Below are 17,897 nucleotides of genomic sequence, written 5' to 3'. Positions count from 1 at the left end.
GCCGGCGTCAGTACAAACGGCAGCTGGGGAAACTGCAGGACCTCACCGGCCTCGAGCACAGCCTCAACCCCCCGGGTCGGCCCATCGTCGGCCCATGTGCTATCGGGATACACGCGGATTGGAGTAATGCTGCTCATAGATTCAAGACGGCTCGGTGAATAGAGATTTGATCCCTTGAATATTAACTTGCAGCTTCGCCTCCGAAGCTCGTCATTTCACGGCCACGTGCCCCCGCCATAATTACGCCTTCTCAGACCGTCCACACACACCACTTATGTCGCTGAATATTGTCATCATGGCTGCGGGCAAAGGCACCCGCATGAAGTCGGCCCTGCCCAAGGTGCTGCACAAGCTGGCCGGCCGCTCGCTCTTGCAACATGTGCTGAACATGACCGAGGGTCTGGGTGGTGCGCGCAATGTGGTGATCACCGGCCATGGTGCCGAGGCGGTTGAGGCAGCGGTCGCCGGGCCCGGCGTTCAATTCGTGCGCCAGATGCCGCAACTCGGCACCGGCCACGCGATCCAGCAAGCCGTGCCGGCCATTGAAGGCGACGGCACGACGCTGATCCTGAACGGCGATGTGCCCTTGATCAAGCAGGCCACGGCGCGCCGGCTGGTCGAAGCCTGCGACGGCAAAGCGCTGGTGCTGCTGACCATCCATTTGAGCGACCCGAGCGGCTATGGACGCATCTTGCGCCAAGGCGGCACGGCGGACGGCCATGTGCTGGCCATCGTCGAGCACAAGGACGCCAGCCCCGAGCAGCGCGCCATTTCCGAAGGCTATACCGGCATGATGGCCGCGCCCACGGCAGCACTGAAGCGCTGGGTGAGCCAGTTGAACAACAACAATGTGCAGGGCGAGTACTACCTGACCGACATCGTCGCAATGGCGGTGGCCGAGGGCGTGCCGGTGCTGGGCATTGCCGCACCAAACGAAACCGAAGTCTTGGGTGTCAACAGCCCGGTGCAGTTGGCCGATCTGGAGCGTCGCTTCCAGCGCGAACAGGCGAATGACTTGCTGGAAGCCGGCGTACGTCTGGCCGACCCGGCGCGCTTCGATCTGCGCGGCACTTTAAGCTGCGGCCAAGATGTCGAGATCGACGTCAACTGCGTCTTCGAAGGCCAGGTCAGCCTGGGCGACGGTGTGCGCATCGGTGCCAACTGCGTGATCCGCAATGCCAGTATTGGTGCGGGCGCGCGCATCCATGAATTCACCCATATCGATGGCGAGGCGCAGGGCGTCAAGGTCGGCGCGGGCGCTTTGGTCGGGCCTTTTGCCCGGCTGCGGCCCGGCGCCGATTTGGGCGACGAGGTGCATATCGGCAACTTCGTCGAAGTGAAAAACTCAACCATGGCCAAGGGCGCCAAGGCCAATCACCTCGCTTATCTGGGTGACGCCACCATTGGCGAGCGCGTCAACTATGGTGCCGGTTCCATCACCGCCAACTATGACGGCGCCAACAAACACCGCACCGAAATCGGCGCCGACGTGCATGTAGGCTCCAACTGCGTGCTGATCGCACCGGTCGTAATTGGGGCAGGTGCAACCATAGGCGGCGGCTCCACCATCAGCAAAAACGTCGCCGCGGGCGAGCTGAGTGTTGCGCGCGGCAAACAGGTGGCGATTGCGGGATGGACAAGACCGGTCAAGAAACGCTGACGAATGCCGACCGGGTGCGCGATAATTCACGCCAACGGTCGTCTTCACTGCGCGCTCCCCCCGACTTGAGGGAAGCGCTGGCAAAGGCCTCCGCCTAGTATTGGGCCGATAGCAGTGAAAGCACATCATGGCGCGACATTCCAGGCTTCCCCCGATCCCGCAAACCCAGCAGGACGACAGCATTTTGATCGACAGCACTTGGCCGACGAGCTTGGATGAAGCGCAAACGCGCCAAGAGCAAGCCGCTCGCAGCGCTGCGCTGGAAACCCAAGCTCAGTACCACGCTCAGTGCGACGACGCAGCCAGTGCATGCTGGTATCTGTGTCGCAGCCTAGGTCTCGCTCGTCAAATGGAAGCCGGCGGCGAGCCGACGCTGGAGCTGCTGTTCGAGCTGCTCGGCGCCCTGGCCGACCTGCCCGCCGAAATTGGCAACGCGCCCATGCCGGAACAGATTGGCGCTGACAAGCTCGGCGTCTTCGAGCTCTGCCAGCAACTCGCTGCCGCACGCGAAGCCAGCCAAGAAGCCTGGGTTGAAGCCGATCTGGCCGCCCCCACTCAGACACTGACACACTGAGCCTGGCTTGCTGCAGGTTTGCGCGGATTGCAAAATTCGCCGCTTAGCCGCATGCTGACGAGCAGTTCAAACGGAGCTGCTCATGAAAATTCTGAAATTTTTGGGCCTCAGCCTGCTCGGATTGTTGGCCCTCTTGCTGATCGGTGGCTGGCTGCTGCCCGCCACCTTCAGCGTCTCCCGCAGCGTGCTGATCGCCGCCAGCGCCGACAAAATCTATCCGCTCGTGGCCGCGCCCAAAGAATGGCGGCAATGGAGCGTCTGGAACCGCCGCGATCCGGCCATGGCGATCGAGTACAGCGGCCCGGATGCCGGCAGCGGCGCAGTCTGGGCCTGGAAGAGCGCCAGCGAGGGCGACGGCAAGATGAGTTTCACGGCCGCAGAGCCACCAAAACGTGTCGCCTACGATCTCTACTTCCCCGATTTCGGCACCACCTCCAGCGGTGAGTTTCGCTTCGAGCCACAGCCGAATGGCGGCACACAGGTCACCTGGCTGATGAATGGCGATATGGGCAAGAACCCGCTGTTCCACTGGATGGCCTTGTTTGCGGATGGCATGGTGGGCAAAGACTTCGAAGCTGGCTTGGCCAACCTGAAGGCGGTGGTGGAAAAGGCGCCTTGAACCTCGCTGCCCAAAAAAGCAGCAGACCAATGCAATACCTGTCATATCAATGACTTAGAGCCGCTAGCAGCGGCTTGCCCACGGACTTATCCACAGACTGCGGGGATAGATAGACACGATGGCATGCCTCATGGGCCCGAACGCTCGCATCTATCATCGAAAATGCTGCCATGCGTATTCGTTCCCCTTCTCTGCATGAACTGCATGCGTTTGCCGCAGCAGCCCGGCTGGGCAGCTTCTCAAAAGCGGCTGAAGAACTGTGTGTCACCCAGGGCGCGGTCAGCCGCGCCATAGCTAACCTCGAGGAGCAGCTGGGTCAGACGTTCTTTGTGCGCCAATCTCGCGGCATCGAGCTGACCGCACGCGGCCGAGACTACCTCAGCCAAATCAGCGCCGCCTTGCAAACGCTTGAGACTGCAGCAACAGCACAGCGCTCGCCGGACATCCCAACCCGGCTGCGCTTGGCGGTGCCGCCGACCTTGGCCGCCAAATGGCTGATCCCCAGATTGGCTGACTGGCAGGCCCTGCATCCTCAGATCTCGCTCTCCTTGGCGCCGTCGCAGTTTGATGAAGACTTCAGCAATGCCGACATTGATGCGTGGCTGCGCCCAAGCAGCGGCGGCTTCCCCAATGGCATAGACGCCGAATACATCGTCGGGCGCGAACTCGTGGCGATCTGCCATCCCAAGGACTTGCAAGGCAGCGAGGCGCTGAGCGAGCCGAAGGATTTATTGACCCGCCCACTGCTGTGCAACACCAACTACCAGCACAACTGGCGCTTGTGGCTGGACTCGGTCGGCTTGGCCGAATATGAGTTCAAGCCCAGTGCTGATTTCGAGCAAGTGTCGATGCTGGTCCAAGCCGTCGTGGCAGGACTCGGCGTGGCCGTCGTGCAGCGCTGTTTGATTGACGATGAACTCAGCAGCGGTCGCATTGCCCTGCCATTTGAAAACAAGGTGGCTTTCACGGTGGGATATATGCTGTGCACCCGCCGTGCCAGTCACTCAAACCGGGCGTTGCAGCAATTGCTGCAGTGGTTGAAGGCGCAGGCAAGAAAGGTGTAGGCCGCGACTCGCCTATGCAGCATCGCATCAGGCTTGACTTGGGCCGCGCAGGCTCTGTTCATACCCGGAAATCAAACGACTGACGCGCGATACCGACAGGCCCAAGTGCTTCGCCAAAGAGCTCATGGTCTGGCCGGCCTCGGTGTGCGCCATGTAAAGTGCCTGCTCGCGCGAGGCGCTGGTGCGCAGGGTTTTTGACCAGTCAAAGCCCTCACTTGAAACATCAGATTTGCGCCGCCGGCCTTTGGCCGCCTGCACAGCCGTTTCGGCCACAGCTTCGGCGCGCGCCAACATGCCTCTGGCGAAGGCCTCATCGCCCAAAAATATTTGCTGCCGCAAGCGCCCCGGCCACAGTTGCAGCGCCGGCTCCTTGGCGACCAACTTGGCATAGCGCTCGGCCGCGCGCCGCTGATCGGCAGCAGTGTGCGCCTCTCGGCCGATGACATAACTCCATAGTCCGACTGCATCCAGCCACTCCGGTGCAGCCTCCAAACCGGCATGTGCGCGAAAACTGGACCAAGGCCAAAGCTCAGGTGTCGGCGCCAAACCCAAGCGCAGCGGATTGAGCTCCACATAGCGGCACACATCCAGCAAATGCGCCTGCCGGTCGACCAAGATCGCCTTGAAGCGGCCATGAAACAAAGCGCCGTCATGCCGCCTTTGGCGATTGTGATGTTGGGTGTAGATGCCGCCCAAATGGCGCATCAAGCGCGACAGGTTGGCCTGGCGGGTATACAGCAGCAAATGGTAATGATCCGGCAACAGGCAAAACGCCAGCACTTGCGCGTCAAAACGCTGCATGGTTTGCGCCAGAACATCCAAAAAGGTAGCCCGGTCAGCATCAGTCGCAAAGGCCATATGACCTGCCTCGGACCAAGCACTGACGTGGTAGACCGCGCCAGGAAATTCAATGCGGGGTGGGCGTGCCATGCTCAAACATAGTCCAGCCTTCACAAAAAGGCAAGGCCTGACCCCGCCCATGGCCAAGCCGAGAAGCCGCCCACAACGTGTGTGGTGAAGCGCTTGGGGAGGCGGCAGGGGTCAGGTCATGCAAGCCGGTTCACTGCTTGGCGTGCAGGCCCTCCAACACAGCAAGCACCGCCGTGTCGCCCATATTGCGGGCATCCGCCAATTCGCCGCCATTGGTGGCGCTCAGCACCTCGCCGTCGCGCTTGAGCACAGCCACTGCGGGGATACCCTTCTTCAAGGACACACCCATCTGCGCGGCCAAATCAGTGTTGCGATCAAAGCGCCCGACGTTGACCTTCAGCAGCACCAATCGCTTGCCGACATGCTCGGCCAATGTGCCGGTACTCATCTTCTTGTCGAGCGCCAGGCAATCGCCGCACCAATTGGCACCAAACACGACCAGCACGTTCTTTTGCTGCGCTTGTGCCTTGGCCAGCGCGAGATTCAACTCAGCGCGCGCGTCTGCGGTCTCGTTGTAGATTGGCTTGCTCGCGCCCGCTGCGCTGGCAGCACTGGCCGGGCTGGCCGGGCTGGCAGCCTGACTCTGAGCTTGCACTGACTGTCCAGTCAGCAAGGCGATTAGCAAGAATGAACTGACTGCGTGCTTCATGATGATCATTGAAATTTGAGCGAGGGCAGAGTGTGCCATGGGCGAGATGCGGTACAAAGCTGCACTTCTCTTGCTCTGTATTGAAAGAATCCCATGGCGGCTTCCAGCCTGTTTGCCTTGATCGACGACATTGCCACCTTGCTGGACGATGTGGCCCTGCTCAGCAAGGCTGCCGCCAAGCAAACCACCGGCGTGCTCGGGGACGATCTGGCGCTCAATGCGCAACAAGTCAGCGGCGTGGCCGCCGAGCGCGAGTTACCGGTCGTCTGGGCCGTGGCCAAGGGCTCGGCGCGCAACAAGGCGATTTTGGTGCCCGGCGCACTGGCCATCAGCGCTTGGGCGCCCTGGGCGGTAACGCCGCTGCTGATGGTGGGCGGCACTTATCTTTGCTTCGAGGGCTTCGAGAAGATCGCCGGGAAGCTGCTGCACAGCGCCGACGACGAAGCCGCAGCGAAGCAAGCGCTGAAATCTGCCGCGCTGAACTCGGCGCAAGACCTGCTCGACTTCGAACGCGACAAGATTCAGGGCGCCATCCGCACCGATTTTGTGCTCTCGGCCGAGATCATCGCGATCACCCTGGGCACCGTCGCCGCCGCATCCTTCCCCAAGCAAGTGCTGGTCTTGAGCGGCATCGCCGTGGTGATGACGATTGGCGTGTACGGCCTGGTGGCGGCGATCGTCAAACTCGATGATGTCGGTCTCTATTTGAGCCGCAGCAAACTTGCGCTGGTGCGCGGCCTGGGCATGGGGATGGTCAGCATGGCGCCGGGGCTGATGCGCACCCTGATGGTCGTGGGCACGATCGCGATGTTCTTGGTCGGCGGCGGCATCCTCAGCCATGGCCTGCCGCAACTCCACGGTTTGGCCCCGGCGCTGGCTTCTCATCTTGGGCCGGCGGCACCGCTGGCCGGCCTGACTGTTGACGGCTTGGTCGGCCTGGCTGCCGGCGCCATCGCGGTGGCCATCTTCACCTTGGGCCAGCGCCTCTGGCGCATCGCCCGAGGCCAGGCCGAGGGTCAGGTCTGAACGTGCCGGCACATGTTTGCACTGGCGCAAATATGACAGTCCGGAGTAGGATGCCGGCATGAAAATCTACCAAATCGAAGTCCAGAAGTTCAAGGCCGCCTCGAACAATATCCACGGTCAGGTGCTGTTCAAGGTCGATGCCCTGATCAACCCCAAGGCCGAAGTCGAGGGCATTGAGCCTAGCACCATCATTGCGCTGACAGAGAAGAATGCGCGCGTGCTGATGGCCTTGCTGAAGGCGCAACTGGCTGAATTCGACGGCAAGAAAGCCCGCAGCCGCTTCTGAAGCGTTGGCCTGCGACAATCAAGCGATGGAATATCCCCAATACGACCCCCAATCCGACAATCTGCCGCTCTCCGACGAGGAGTTGTCGACGCTGGATGACATGCTGACCAAGCTGCCCACCGAGGCCTCGATGAATATCGAAGCGCTGGACGGCTACTTGGCGGCGCTGCTGCTGAGCCCGAAGCCCTTGGCCGATTTGCCCGGCGCCGCCTGGCTGCCGCTCACCTGGGGCGGCGACGGTGACGACCTCGAAGCTTCGACCAAACCCGAAAACTACCCCTTCGCCAGCGGCAAGCAGCGCAAGCGCGTGACCTTGCTGGTGTTGCGTCATCTGCGCTCGATTGCTTGGCAATGGACGGCCAAGCCGGAGTTGTGGGAGCCGATCTTCAGCGTCGCCGAAAGCGATGTGGAGGGTGAGGCCGACCTGACCGACGCAGAGGAATGGGCGATCGGCTTTTTGACCGCCGTGGACCTGGCCCCGGAAGCCTGGGAGCCCTTGTTTGACGATGCCGTGAGCGGCCCGCTGCTGGCTCCGATCGCCCTCTTGGGCGGCGACGAGGCGCAACTCAGCGATGCCGATCGGGCGCGCTTGGCGGACCCCAAGGAGCGCGATGCTCTCAGCCGCGCGGTGCTGGACAACGTGCTGCAGCTCTGGGCCGCACGCTCTAAACATTGAGATTGCGTCAGGTGTTGTTTCGCCGGGTTGCAGCCAGCGCCCTGCTGATCGCCTTAGCCACACTTGGCGCTTGCGGCACGACCTCGGTCAACCCGGTCACCGGCAAAGCCGAGCGCACGGTGATGGACGAGGCCAGCGAGATCGCCGAGGGCCGCAAGGCCCACGCGCAGGTGCTGCAGGAATACACGCGGCTGGCCGACCCCAAGCTGCAAGCCTATGTCAACGAGCTCGGCCAGCGCTTGGCCAAGGCCTCGCACCGCAGCCATCTGGAATGGCATTTCACCGTGCTTGACAGCCCCGAGGTCAACGCCTTTGCGCTGCCGGGTGGCTATATCTATGTGACACGCGGCATCATGGCCTATCTGGAGAGCGAGGCCGATCTGGCCGGCGTGATCGGGCATGAGATCGGCCATGTCACGGCCCGCCACGGCGCCCAGCGCGCCACCCGCCAACAAAGCGCCGGCATCGGCGTGCTGGCCGCCAGCGTGCTGGGCGCGGTGCTGGAATCGCAAGGCCTGGGCGGCGCCGGTCAGTTGATCGGTCAAGCCTCACAAAGCGTGGCCGCCGGCTACATCGCCTCCTATGGGCGCGAGCAAGAATTGCAGGCCGACGGGCTCGGTGCCGAGTATTTGTCGCGCAGCCATTACGACCCGAAAAACATGGTCGATGTGATCCATGTGTTGAAGAACCAAGAGCGCTTTGCCGCCGAACAGGCCCGCCTCGAAGGCCGGCCCGCACCCAGCGGCAGCAGCTGGCTGGCCTCGCATCCCAGCAATGATCAACGCCTGAGCCAGATCAGTCAGACCGCGCTGCAATATGCCGGCACGCCGGACAGCAAGGCTTACCAGGACGACGGCCGCACTCGCTACCTCGCTGCCATTGAAGGCATCAACTATGGCGAGAGCGCCGAGCAAGGCCTCAGCCGCGGGCGAAATTTCTACCACTCAGGCCTGGGCTTCGCCCTGACCGCGCCGGCCGGCTGGAAGATCCAGAACGGCGCCGAGGCGCTGATCCTGAGCAACCCGGAGCAGGATGCCGGTCTGGTGTTGCGCCCGGTGCCGGCCAAGTTCAGCGGCAGTCATGAGCAAATCCTGCGGCAACTATTGCCGCAGGCCGAGCAGGTGCAAATCGACAAGCTGTCGCTGGGCGGCCTGCCGGCCAGTCATATCAACGCCGTGCAGCGCAACGCCCAGGGCCAGCGTCTGCCGATTGAATTCACCCTCATCAGCGGGCCGAACAAAGCCAATTACATGCTGATTTACCGCGCCCGCGATGCCAATGCAATGGCGCGCGCCTCGCGCCGGATGCAGGAAGCCGAAGCCAGCTTCCGCCCCATGACGGCGGCCGACCGTGCGGCGGCCAAACCCTGGGTTTTGCGCAGCGCCACCATGCCGGCCGGCGGCTTCGCCCAACTGGCCAAGACCTCGCCGCTGGGTGAGCGCGCCGAAGCGCAGCTGCGCTTGTTGAACGGCGCCTTGGACGCTGACCCGAAACCGGGTCAGAAGGTCAAGATCGTAGCAAGCGCGCCCTGATCTTCTGCTTCAAGGCTGGGCGCGGCCCAGATGCTGCAGCCAGAAGGCTTCGTACTTGCGATGCCAGCCGACCGTCTTGACCGCGCCGCCCATGCCATGCTCGCCGTCCGGATCCAGGAACAAATCGACCAGGCCTTCTTTGCCAGACTCCAAAAGCGCGCGGTAGACATTCACCGTGTCTTGATACAAAACGTTGGGGTCCATCATGCCGTGCACCAGCAGCAGCGGTTTTTTGAGGCCCTTGGCCATCGGCAGCAAGGAGTACTTGCGCAGATTGGGCTTGGCTCTATCGACCTTGCCGATGGTGCGCCCGCTGTACCAGCTGTTGTAGTTTTCCCATTCGGTCGGGCCCGCGCCGGCGATACCGGCAGCGAACAGATCGGGCTTGCTGTACATCGTGTACTGGGTCTGGAAGCCGCCGAAACTCCAGCCGTTCAGGCCGACGCGCTTGGGGTCGATGCCGAAGTTGGCGTTCATATGGGTGAATAAATCTTCCAGATCCTCGGTCTGCGGCAGGCCCGGGTTCTCCCAGTTGGCGTCGGAGAAACGGCGGCCATAGTTCGAGTGTCCGCGTGAATCAATCGTCACCATCACATAGCCATGCTTGGCCGCCATATACATGGCGAACACATAGGCGCTGGGCTGGAAGCTGTCGGCCTCGACCGAGTGGCGGTCGTTCAGCGGGCCGCCATAGATATAGACCACCGCAGGGCGCTTGTCGGCAGCCGTCCAGCCGTGCGGCTTGAACACATAGGCAGGAATGCTGTCGCCATGGCGGTTCTTGAACGAGAAACGCTCGGGCCGCAGCGCATCGACCTGCGCCCAGGCCTTGTCATGGCTATCGGTCAAGACCTTGGCGCTGGCCTTGCCCGCATCGATCAACTTTAGCTCGGGCCTGGCCGCCCAGTTGCCGGCATTGGCCGCCAACCATTGGCCATCATAGGAAACCACGCCGTTGCGGTGGTAGTCGGCTGCAGCGCCCACCGCCTGCATCGCCCCGTCGGCCAAGTTGACCCTGAACAGATTCATCGCCGCCAGATCGCCCTTGTTGGCGACGACAAACATGGCCTTGCTGTCGGGCGTGAAACCCAGCACCTGATGCGCCTCGAACTCGCCCTTGCCGTTTTCCAGCAAGGCGCGCAGGCTGCGCGCCGCGATGTCCCAGCCATAAGGCTGGCGGAAACCATTCTCGTCCAGTGTCAGCACCAGCGTCTTGCCGTCCGGCGTGAACTGCGGGTTGACGACGTTGACCACCTCATGGCCGACATCGCCACGCCGCTCCAACACCATCTCAGGCTTCGCATGCTCATCCGCGCTGCCGATGTAGACACGCAGCAGTTCCTTCTCCCGCTCCCAGGTGCTGAAGGCATAGCGACTGCCGTCACGGGCCCAGGCAATTGGACTCAGCTCAAACCAGCTGTCACCACCGGCATGAGTGAAGACCGGTGCGGGCTGCTTGGCCGGCGCGCCCTCCAGGCCAGGCACCTTGCGGATATAGATGGCCAGCGGCTTGTTCGTCAGCTTGTCGTCGGAGACCTCGCGGTCGACCTTTTTGGCAGTGGCGAAACGCTCGCCGTAATTCATGATCTCGACCTTGCGGCCGGTCGGCTCCGGCGCCGGCTTGCCGTCTTCGGCGGGCTTGAGCGGCGCACGGCCGACCAAGGCCATCCAGCGCCCGTCTTCGCTGATCGTGGTGGACTCGATTTGGTATTTCTTCTCCGCGTCATCCGGGTGGATCAGCTCGCGGTTGAGCACCTGCACGCCACCGGCGTTCAAACGTGCTCGCAGCACACGCTTGTCATCCATGAAGACATAGGCCTGATCATCGGCCGCATAGGCAAGCATGCGCAGCGCACGCGAAGTCGATTGCAGCGGCACAATTTTTCTGTCGCCGGCGACCCAGCGGAACAAGCCGCCGCGGTAGGCAAAGATCAGCTCATCCTTGTGATTGGCCCAAACAATTTGCGTCGCACCGGGGTAAAGGTCTGAGGGCTTGAGCTTGTCCTTGGCCAGTTTTTTCTTCAGCTCGTCGCGCCATTCCCAGAGTTCTTTTTCTTTCTCTGGCTTGTCAGCGGGAGCGGACGCAGCCGAGGCCGGCGAAGCTGCAGCCAGGGGCTTGCCAGATCGTTTGGCCTCGAGCGCTTCTGCCGCGCGCTTCTCGACCTCGGCCTCGGCCTTGTCGGCGGCTTTTTGGGCATCGTCGCGCGCCTTTTTGGCGGCGTAGTCCTTCTTCACTTGCTCCAGCGCGGCAGTTTCCCACTGACTCAAGTCGACCGCTGCACCTTGCAGGTAGGCAGCTTGCGCCTCCTCCTTGGCTTGGGCGATGGTGGTTTCGCTGCGCTTTTGCTTGAGTTTTTTGTCAAAGCGCTCCATGTCCTCGGGCGCATCAAAAGCCGCCATCAGCGCCTGCGACGTCAAACGCTGCGTCTGGCCGGTCTTGCTGTCATGCACATAGAGATCGCTCCCCGGCTCGCCGAAGGGGTTCCACAAATAGGCCAGGTAGCGGCCACTGCGGCTGAACTTGGCTTCCTTGGCGTTCTCGCCGCGATAGGGTTCGGCGCGGAAAACTTGCTCCAGCTTCAAGCTCGCTGGCGCCACCGCGGGCGTCTGCGCCAATACCGAAAAGGTCAAGGCGCTCAGCAGTGCTGCCGCCAGACAACTGAGCGTAGCAGTTGCGCCTTTTTTGAAATTCTTGGGGGTTTTGAGGGTCAACAAACCACATTCTCCAGGCTCGCCCAAGGTCAGGGCAGCCGGCATTCTAAAAGGCCCCGGATGCTTGGCTCGGTGCTCCTACGTCATGAAGGCCGCATCCAGCGGATCAGGCACACTGCGTGCTATGAACTTCAGCACCGTGATGGCCGCCGCCGGCCTTTTGACTTGTATTTTCTTGGCGATTCGCATGTGCTTGAGCCCGCACCTGCGCCAGCAATTGGATGCGCGCCTGCGCCGCGCCGCTTGGCGCCTGCGCGATGTCGGCCAGGGCTTGGGCACTTATCTGCGCAGCCGGCGCTTTAAAAAGTCAGCGGCGAGCCAGGCCGATGCAGCGATCCGCCGCGCCAAGACAGCGGCCAAGCCCGAGGGCGAATGGGACGGCAATGTCTACCGGCCCAAAAGCTTTAGCAAGGACAAGCCACGCAAGCCACATTGAGGCCAATGGCATCAAAGTCAAAACAGCCGCACGGCCGTGTCAAAGCTCCAACTGCGGCGAATTTCTATCACATCGAATTCGCGCGCCAAGGCCGGCTGGAACGGCGGATAGGGGGCCTGGCTCTGAACAATGCGCCGGATCGCCTCGTCGATTTCTGCCACGCCGCTGGACAGCACAAAAGTCACCGACTCGACCGAGCCGTCGCTGCGGATCGCCACCGTCACCAGCGGCTGGGTATGACGTTGCCTGGCCAGCTGGCGCACCATGTCCAGGGTCATATTCAGCTGGATCTTGCGCGCCCAGGCTTCCCCGTACAGCAGCATTTCGGCGTTAGGGTCGCTGCGCCCGAACAGCCGACCTCGGCGCACACTGCTTGAGCCAGGGAGCAGCGGCGAAGGCTGCGCCGCAGCGCGCGCCGCCAGCGCGGCCGCGTCGCGCCTGGCCGCCTCCTCGTCCAATTGGCGCCCCATCGCCCGCCGAGCGGCTTCTCGCCTGGCGTCCAGCTCCGCCTTTGCGGCCTCCTGCTGCGCTTTTGCCAGGGCTTTTTCCTGGCGTGCTTTTTCCTGGCTCGCCGCCGCTTCTTGCTGTGCGGCCTGCTGGCGCTCGGCTTCCAGACGCTCGGCCTCAACACGCTCGGCGCGCGCTGCGTCTTGGCGAAGGGCGGCCTGTCGAATGAGCTCCAGACGCGCGGCTTCTTGGCGAGCGGCCGCCTGACGCATTGCCGCTTGGCGATCGGCCTCCAGCCGCGCAGCCTCGGCCCGAGCGATTTCTAGCTGCGCGGCCGCCTGCTTGGCGGCCAAGTCTTGTTGCAAAGCGGCTGAGGCGGCCAGGGCGGCAGCCGCCTGGCGGGCGGCCTCTTCCAGCGCGGCCTGGCGCGCAGCCGCTTGTTTTGCTGCCTCCAGCTTCGCAGCGTCCAAGCGTGCCGCAGCCAAGCGAACAGCTTCCTGACGTTCGGCTTCCTGTTTTTCCTTTTCTTGCTGGGCTGCAGCCTGCTTGGCGGCCTCAGCTTGTGCTGCGGCCGCTTGCCGCGCTGCTTGCGTTTGGCGCAGCACTTGTGCCTGCCTTTGCTCTTCCAGCAAGGCACGCTCCAGCTGGGCCTGCTCAAGGGCACGCTCCTTGGCCTCCAACTCGATCTGTTTTTGTGCCGCCATGCTCACGTCACCCGGCACCGTCAACATGGGTTCCGGCGCCGACGCGCTGGGCGCAGCCGCTCTGATCACCGGCACCGGCAACAAGGGAGCGACGGGAACCATCCATGTGGCCACATCGGTGCGTTGCGTTGCGATCAAGCTGGGCGCTAGAGGCTCTGCAGCAGCAACAACTTGCGCTCCCTCGGCCGCCGGTGGCACGGGCAAGGCGGCCGCGTCGGGCGCCGCCAAGGAACTGGATTTGGGCTCGCTCAAGGCCGACGCCGCGTCTAGCGCCGCAGCGTGCCGCGCGGGTGGCACCAGCAACACGCGCAGATCGTCCGCGCCCAAACGCCGCTCGCGCCAAGGCAGGTCCAGGCCCGGCAGGCCAAATCCCTGGCCGCCCAAGCTCAGACTCAGCAGCAGGCCATGTATCAGCAAGGAGAGCAGCAGCGCCATGCTCACTCGCTTGCGCTGACGCCTATCGAGCAAAAATTCGGGGTAATCAGGTCTCACATCTTCGGAACATCGCAGCCAGCACCAAGGGGGTCAGATCTTCACCCGCAGCGCAAGACCTGACCCTTGATTGTGCCTTGCGCGCTATCAGGCGTTGAGCGGACCTGGGCGCCTCAAGCCAAATTGCTGGCAGGCCCGGCCGCAGCATTTCCAACCGAGCCGCCCGCAATCGCCCCCAGTTCCCCCGACTCACGCGCCTTGCGGCCATAGAACAGCTCGAACAGCGGGCTGGCCATCATGGTCGTGACCACTGCCATCAGCACCAGCATCGAGAACAGAGCCGGCCCGATGATGCCTTTTTGCAGGCCGATATTGATGATGATCAGCTCCATCAGGCCGCGCGAGTTCATCAAGGCACCGATGCCTAAAGCGGTGCGATTGTCTTCACCGGCCATGCGTGCGGCCAGGTAACAGGCGCCGAACTTGGCCAGCACCGAGGCAAGCAGGATGCCCAGCGCGATCAGCAGCAACTCGAAGGAGTTGATCATGTCCAGGCGGGTGTTCAGGCCAGAGTAGGTGAAGAACATCGGCAGCAGCAACACGACGGCCAGCGGCTCGACCTTCTTCTTCAGCTCGGCCGCAAACAAGCCGCGCGGCATCACCGCGCCGAGGATGAAGCCACCAAAGATCGCATGGATGCCGACGGCATCCATGATGAAGGCCGACAGGCAAAACAGAATCAGCGTGATGCCCAGCACGGTCGTGCTCATCTCGCCTTCGCGCTCAACCATCTTCCCCAGCGGTGCGGTCAGCTTGCGGCCGAACAACAGGATGAAGCCGCTGTAGATCAGGCCGCCTCCGATGGCCAGCACGGCCACGCCCGGCCCCGCGCCAAAGGCCGCCAGCACCAGGGCCAAGACACACCAGGAAACCGCGTCATCAAAAGCGCCCGCCGTCAAGGTCAAGGTACCCAGCGAGGTATTGGCCAGGCCGCGCTCATTGATGATGCGGGCCAACATGGGGAAGGCCGTCAACGCGATGCAGGCGCCCATGAACAGCGTCGCATTGATCTGCGAGATCCCGTCCGCAAACAGCCCCGGGATACCCAGCAGCATGGGCGTGATCAGCACGGCAATAAAGAACGGCGCCGCGATGCCGGCGACCGACACGCCGATGGCGCTGCGCGCCTTGGTCTGGAAGTGATCGAGACGCAGCGTCGTGCCGACCAGGAACATATACAGGCCCACACCCAACTGCGCGCCGGTGTAGAGCACGTTCTTCATCTCCTTGGGGAAAATGGTGGCCTGCAGCTCGGGGAAGAACAGGCCCAACAGCGAGGGGCCAAGCACCACACCTGCGATCATCTCGCCGACCACCTGGGGCTGGCCGAGGAACTTGCGGCCCAGCCAGCCAACCACGCGGCAGGCCAGCAAGATCACCGCCAGCTGCAGAAAAAAATGCACGCTGAAGTCGGAAGGGGAATAGCTTTGCGCGACGGCGGGGACGGCCGGGCCATGTTTGGCGAAAACGTCGCCCGCTAGGCTCACAACGGAGCCGAAGATGTCGAGTGCCATGCAATTTCCTGTCTGCGTTTGTCTTGCGGTCCTCGTGAGCCGGTTCAGGAAAAAATCACGACAACGTTGTCTTAATTTATCCAGCTTGCGCAATGACCTGTTGCCTGCACTATGCCAGCGGCATATCTCCTGTCCATCCGGGCCAACCTACTTGAGCCTACGTACCTACAAAATAGCGCTACCATGCCGGCATGAAACTCCTCAGCAGCCGCGAATTCAACCGGGACGTCAGCTACGCCAAGCGCGAGGCGCGCATAGCGCCGGTGCTGATCACCGACCGCGGCCAGCCCACCCATGTGCTGATGAGCATCGAGGACTACCGCCGTTTCTCAGGCGAGAGCGAGAACATCCTGGAGATGCTGGCGATGCCGGAGGCGGTCGAGTTGGAAGCGACTGACAGCTCGGACGGCGCCTGGGATCACCGAGAAAACCTGAGCTGATGTTTTTGCTCGACACCGACATCGTGCTCGACCTGCGCAAGGCCAAGGCCGGCCGCTGCGACCCCGGCCTGGCCGCCTGGGCGGCCGGCATCGCGCGGCAGAAGCTCTTCATCTCGGCGCTGAATCTGCTGGAGATCGAGGCCGCAGCGGCCCGGCTCGGCAAGAAGGACAAGAGCGCCGGACTGGCGGTGCGCGAATGGATAGACGGCTCGGTGCTGCCCGCCTTTGATGGCCGGGTGTTGCCCGTTGACGCCCAGATCGTGCGGCGCCGTGCCCAGCTGCCCTATGCCAACACACGCGACGGTCTGCTGGCCGCGACCGCGCTGGAACATGGGCTGACCTTTGTGACGCGGCGGGTCAGCGCCTTCCGCGCCGGACGCGTCAAGCTTCTCAACCCGTCAGGCCATAGCGCCCAAGCCGCCCAAACTGCCGAAGAGGACGAAGACTGGGGCCAAGGCGCTCAGACCGGCCATCTATGGCTGAAGAATCTCTATGTCAGAGCCTAGCCATGCAAACCAATGACAAGAAGCGACGCATTCTGATCGTCGGCGGCGGCACAGCAGGCTGGCTGACGGCCGCCTACCTGGCCAAGTTCCTGGGCCTGTCCGAGCGTAGCCATCTTGAGGTGACTGTGCTGGAGTCGCCCGATATCGGCGTCATCGGGGTCGGCGAAGGCACTTTCCCGACCATACGCTCGACGCTGCAATTCCTCGGCATCGATGAGCGCCGCTTCATCCGCGAAACCTCGGCGACCTTCAAGCAGGGTATCCGTTTCATGGACTGGGCCCAAGCGTCGATAGGCGCTGACCACCACCAGTTCTTCCACCCCTTCGAGGCGCCGTTCTATACCGAGGGCAGCAGCCTGGTCCCCTATTGGCTGCTGCAGGACGAGAGCGGGCGGCTGCCGTTTGCGCAGGCGGTGACGATACAAGACCGGGTGGCGGCCGCCCAGCGCGCACCCAAGCGCGCCCATGAAGCCGCCTATGCTGCGCCGCTGAGCTATGCCTACCATTTCGACGCGGTCAAGTTGGCCAAACTGCTGGCCGAGCGCGCGCGCGAGCTGGGCGTCAAACATGTCGAGGCGACGTTGAGCGGCGTCAGCCTCGACGCGGCGGGCGCCATTGCCCACATCAGCACGCTGCAGCGTGGCAATTTCGAGGCCGAGCTCTATATCGACTGCAGCGGCTTGCGCGCCGAGTTGATCGGCCAGATGCAGGGCGCCACGTTCAAGTCGGTGCGCCGGCAGCTGTTTGCCGACCGGGCGCTGACTTGCAAGGTGGCTGCGGAGCCAAGCGACAGGGCGATGGAAAGCTGCACCGTCGCCACCGCGCACGAGGCCGGCTGGACCTGGGAGATCGGCCTGAACGGCGCGCGCGGCATCGGCTGCGTCTACTCCAGCGATCACATCAGCGACGAGCGCGCCGCCCAGATCCTGCGCGACTATGTCGGGCCTGGCCATGCCGACATGGCGGTCCGGCGCATCCCCTTCGAGGCCGGCTACCGCGAGCGGCAATGGGTGAAGAACTGCGTCGCGGTGGGCCTGTCGGCGGGCTTTCTGGAACCGCTTGAATCGACCGGGCTGGTGCTGATCGAGGCGGCGGTCGGCATGATTGCCGAGATGCTGCCGCACAGCGGCCCCATGGATGCGCCGGCGCGCCGTTTCAACGAGCTGATGAAGGCCCGCTTTGACAACATCGTCAACTTCCTCAAGTTGCATTACTGCCTGAGTGACAGGCCAGAGCCGTTCTGGCGCGACAACGCCGCGCGGGCCACCATCCCGGACCGGCTGGCCGATTTGCTGGAGCAATGGAAGCTGCGGCCACCAGGGCGTTTCGATTTCATGCTGGATACCGAAACCTTCGCCTTCTTCAACTACCAGTACATCCTCTACGGCATGGGCTTCAAGACCGACCTGAGCGCCGGCCGCGCCGACTTCCCGCAGGTGGCTCAGGCCGAACAGCTGTTCGCCAAGATCAAGCGCTTCGGCGACCGAGCCTTGGTCGATTTGCCCAGCCATCGGGCACTGATCCAGCAGATCAACGCCTGAGCTCCTGAGCGCCTTACCGGCTTCAAGTTCGCGCCAACACCGGCCGCAAGGCCACCCCCGTGTGCGAGCCCGCCGCCACCACCGCCTCG

At 63.1% G+C, this 17,897-nt stretch carries 17 protein-coding genes; 12 read left to right on the top strand and 5 right to left on the bottom strand.

The genetic code is table 11. The features are described from left to right. Positions 1-274: 274 nt before the first annotated feature. The 4 genes from glmU (at position 275) to LNV09_RS24340 (ending at position 3,917) form a co-directional block, all read left to right on the top strand. A complete protein-coding gene (gene glmU / locus LNV09_RS24355) occupies positions 275-1,660 on the top strand; it encodes a bifunctional UDP-N-acetylglucosamine diphosphorylase/glucosamine-1-phosphate N-acetyltransferase GlmU (protein WP_263559661.1) in 1,386 nt (461 codons plus the stop codon). A gap of 127 nt (positions 1,661-1,787) precedes the next feature. Beyond that, entirely contained in the window at positions 1,788-2,234 is a 447-nt protein-coding gene (locus LNV09_RS24350; protein WP_263559660.1) for a hypothetical protein, read from the top strand. Between the two features lie 82 nt (positions 2,235-2,316). Next, on the top strand, positions 2,317-2,853 hold the full coding sequence (locus tag LNV09_RS24345; RefSeq protein WP_263559659.1) for an SRPBCC family protein: 537 nt from the start codon (positions 2,317-2,319) through the stop codon (positions 2,851-2,853). Positions 2,854-3,023: 170 nt separating this feature from the next. Next, entirely contained in the window at positions 3,024-3,917 is an 894-nt protein-coding gene (locus LNV09_RS24340) for a LysR substrate-binding domain-containing protein (protein WP_263559658.1), read from the top strand. Between the two features lie 27 nt (positions 3,918-3,944). Here LNV09_RS24340 and LNV09_RS24335 read toward each other — a convergent pair whose 3' ends face one another. Both LNV09_RS24335 and LNV09_RS24330 read right to left on the bottom strand, forming a co-directional pair. Beyond that, on the bottom strand, positions 3,945-4,847 hold the full coding sequence (locus LNV09_RS24335; protein WP_263559657.1) for a transposase: 903 nt from the start codon (positions 4,845-4,847) through the stop codon (positions 3,945-3,947). A 130-nt stretch (positions 4,848-4,977) separates the two neighbouring features. Continuing rightward, a complete protein-coding gene (locus LNV09_RS24330) occupies positions 4,978-5,496 on the bottom strand; it encodes a thioredoxin family protein (protein ID WP_263559656.1) in 519 nt (172 codons plus the stop codon). A 93-nt stretch (positions 5,497-5,589) separates the two neighbouring features. Here LNV09_RS24330 and LNV09_RS24325 point away from each other — a divergent pair, with 93 nt between their 5' ends. The 4 genes from LNV09_RS24325 to LNV09_RS24310 are packed head-to-tail and all read left to right on the top strand — an operon-like array spanning position 5,590 to position 9,016. Continuing rightward, a complete protein-coding gene (locus LNV09_RS24325; RefSeq protein ID WP_263559655.1) occupies positions 5,590-6,522 on the top strand; it encodes a DUF808 domain-containing protein in 933 nt (310 codons plus the stop codon). 58 nt (positions 6,523-6,580) lie between these two features. After that, positions 6,581-6,808, top strand: a complete 228-nt coding sequence (locus LNV09_RS24320; RefSeq protein ID WP_263534678.1) for a hypothetical protein — start codon at positions 6,581-6,583, stop codon at positions 6,806-6,808. A 25-nt stretch (positions 6,809-6,833) separates the two neighbouring features. Continuing rightward, positions 6,834-7,484, top strand: a complete 651-nt coding sequence (locus LNV09_RS24315; RefSeq protein WP_263559654.1) for a UPF0149 family protein — start codon at positions 6,834-6,836, stop codon at positions 7,482-7,484. Continuing rightward, positions 7,481-9,016, top strand: a complete 1,536-nt coding sequence (locus LNV09_RS24310) for a M48 family metalloprotease (protein ID WP_263559653.1) — start codon at positions 7,481-7,483, stop codon at positions 9,014-9,016. The genes LNV09_RS24315 and LNV09_RS24310 overlap by 4 nt, the downstream gene beginning before the upstream one ends. A 9-nt stretch (positions 9,017-9,025) precedes the next feature. Here LNV09_RS24310 and LNV09_RS24305 read toward each other — a convergent pair whose 3' ends face one another. Beyond that, a complete protein-coding gene (locus LNV09_RS24305) occupies positions 9,026-11,728 on the bottom strand; it encodes a prolyl oligopeptidase family serine peptidase (protein WP_263559652.1) in 2,703 nt (900 codons plus the stop codon). 124 nt (positions 11,729-11,852) lie between these two features. Here LNV09_RS24305 and LNV09_RS24300 point away from each other — a divergent pair, with 124 nt between their 5' ends. Next, on the top strand, positions 11,853-12,164 hold the full coding sequence (locus LNV09_RS24300) for a hypothetical protein (RefSeq protein ID WP_263559651.1): 312 nt from the start codon (positions 11,853-11,855) through the stop codon (positions 12,162-12,164). A 17-nt stretch (positions 12,165-12,181) separates the two neighbouring features. On the opposite strand, the gene LNV09_RS24295 is transcribed toward LNV09_RS24300, so the two are convergent. Further along, positions 12,182-13,750 carry a TonB C-terminal domain-containing protein gene (locus LNV09_RS24295; RefSeq protein ID WP_263559650.1) on the bottom strand — a complete coding sequence of 523 codons (1,569 nt, stop codon included), beginning with the start codon at positions 13,748-13,750 and terminating at the stop codon, positions 12,182-12,184. 170 nt (positions 13,751-13,920) lie between these two features. Continuing rightward, entirely contained in the window at positions 13,921-15,321 is a 1,401-nt protein-coding gene (locus tag LNV09_RS24290; protein WP_263559649.1) for a cation:proton antiporter, read from the bottom strand. Between the two features lie 191 nt (positions 15,322-15,512). On the opposite strand from LNV09_RS24290, the gene LNV09_RS24285 reads away from it, so the two are divergent. The 3 genes from LNV09_RS24285 to LNV09_RS24275 are packed head-to-tail and all read left to right on the top strand — an operon-like array spanning position 15,513 to position 17,808. Then, positions 15,513-15,761 (top strand): type II toxin-antitoxin system Phd/YefM family antitoxin, encoded by a 249-nt coding sequence (locus LNV09_RS24285; RefSeq protein WP_263559648.1) that lies wholly within the window; start codon positions 15,513-15,515, stop codon positions 15,759-15,761. Further along, on the top strand, positions 15,761-16,267 hold the full coding sequence (locus tag LNV09_RS24280) for a PIN domain-containing protein (protein WP_263559647.1): 507 nt from the start codon (positions 15,761-15,763) through the stop codon (positions 16,265-16,267). Before LNV09_RS24285 ends, LNV09_RS24280 begins: the two co-directional genes overlap by 1 nt. 2 nt (positions 16,268-16,269) lie before the next feature. Next, positions 16,270-17,808: a tryptophan halogenase family protein gene (locus LNV09_RS24275; RefSeq protein ID WP_263559646.1), complete on the top strand. Its 1,539-nt coding sequence runs from the start codon at positions 16,270-16,272 to the stop codon at positions 17,806-17,808. Positions 17,809-17,897 lie beyond the last annotated feature (89 nt).

The organism is Paucibacter sp. B2R-40 (assembly GCF_025717555.1).
Classification (GTDB): domain Bacteria; phylum Pseudomonadota; class Gammaproteobacteria; order Burkholderiales; family Burkholderiaceae_C; genus Paucibacter_A.
This window is presented reverse-complemented; position numbering and strand designations above follow the sequence as displayed.

Excerpts from the sequence above, each read along its gene's own strand:
- LNV09_RS24275 (WP_263559646.1), top strand. The coding sequence starts at position 16,270 with ATGCAAACCAATGACAAGAAGCGACGCATTCTGATCGTCGGCGGCGGC.
- LNV09_RS24340 (WP_263559658.1), top strand. The coding sequence starts at position 3,024 with ATGCGTATTCGTTCCCCTTCTCTGCATGAACTGCATGCGTTTGCCGCA.
- LNV09_RS24320 (WP_263534678.1), top strand. The coding sequence starts at position 6,581 with ATGAAAATCTACCAAATCGAAGTCCAGAAGTTCAAGGCCGCCTCGAAC.
- LNV09_RS24350 (WP_263559660.1), top strand. The coding sequence starts at position 1,788 with ATGGCGCGACATTCCAGGCTTCCCCCGATCCCGCAAACCCAGCAGGAC.
- LNV09_RS24295 (WP_263559650.1), bottom strand. The coding sequence starts at position 13,750 with ATGGCGCTGCTGCTCTCCTTGCTGATACATGGCCTGCTGCTGAGTCTG.
- LNV09_RS24315 (WP_263559654.1), top strand. The coding sequence starts at position 6,834 with ATGGAATATCCCCAATACGACCCCCAATCCGACAATCTGCCGCTCTCC.
- LNV09_RS24345 (WP_263559659.1), top strand. The coding sequence starts at position 2,317 with ATGAAAATTCTGAAATTTTTGGGCCTCAGCCTGCTCGGATTGTTGGCC.
- LNV09_RS24300 (WP_263559651.1), top strand. The coding sequence starts at position 11,853 with ATGAACTTCAGCACCGTGATGGCCGCCGCCGGCCTTTTGACTTGTATT.
- LNV09_RS24285 (WP_263559648.1), top strand. The coding sequence starts at position 15,513 with ATGAAACTCCTCAGCAGCCGCGAATTCAACCGGGACGTCAGCTACGCC.
- LNV09_RS24290 (WP_263559649.1), bottom strand. The coding sequence starts at position 15,321 with ATGGCACTCGACATCTTCGGCTCCGTTGTGAGCCTAGCGGGCGACGTT.
- LNV09_RS24325 (WP_263559655.1), top strand. The coding sequence starts at position 5,590 with ATGGCGGCTTCCAGCCTGTTTGCCTTGATCGACGACATTGCCACCTTG.
- glmU (WP_263559661.1), top strand. The coding sequence starts at position 275 with ATGTCGCTGAATATTGTCATCATGGCTGCGGGCAAAGGCACCCGCATG.
- LNV09_RS24330 (WP_263559656.1), bottom strand. The coding sequence starts at position 5,496 with ATGAAGCACGCAGTCAGTTCATTCTTGCTAATCGCCTTGCTGACTGGA.
- LNV09_RS24335 (WP_263559657.1), bottom strand. The coding sequence starts at position 4,847 with ATGGCACGCCCACCCCGCATTGAATTTCCTGGCGCGGTCTACCACGTC.
- LNV09_RS24280 (WP_263559647.1), top strand. The coding sequence starts at position 15,761 with ATGTTTTTGCTCGACACCGACATCGTGCTCGACCTGCGCAAGGCCAAG.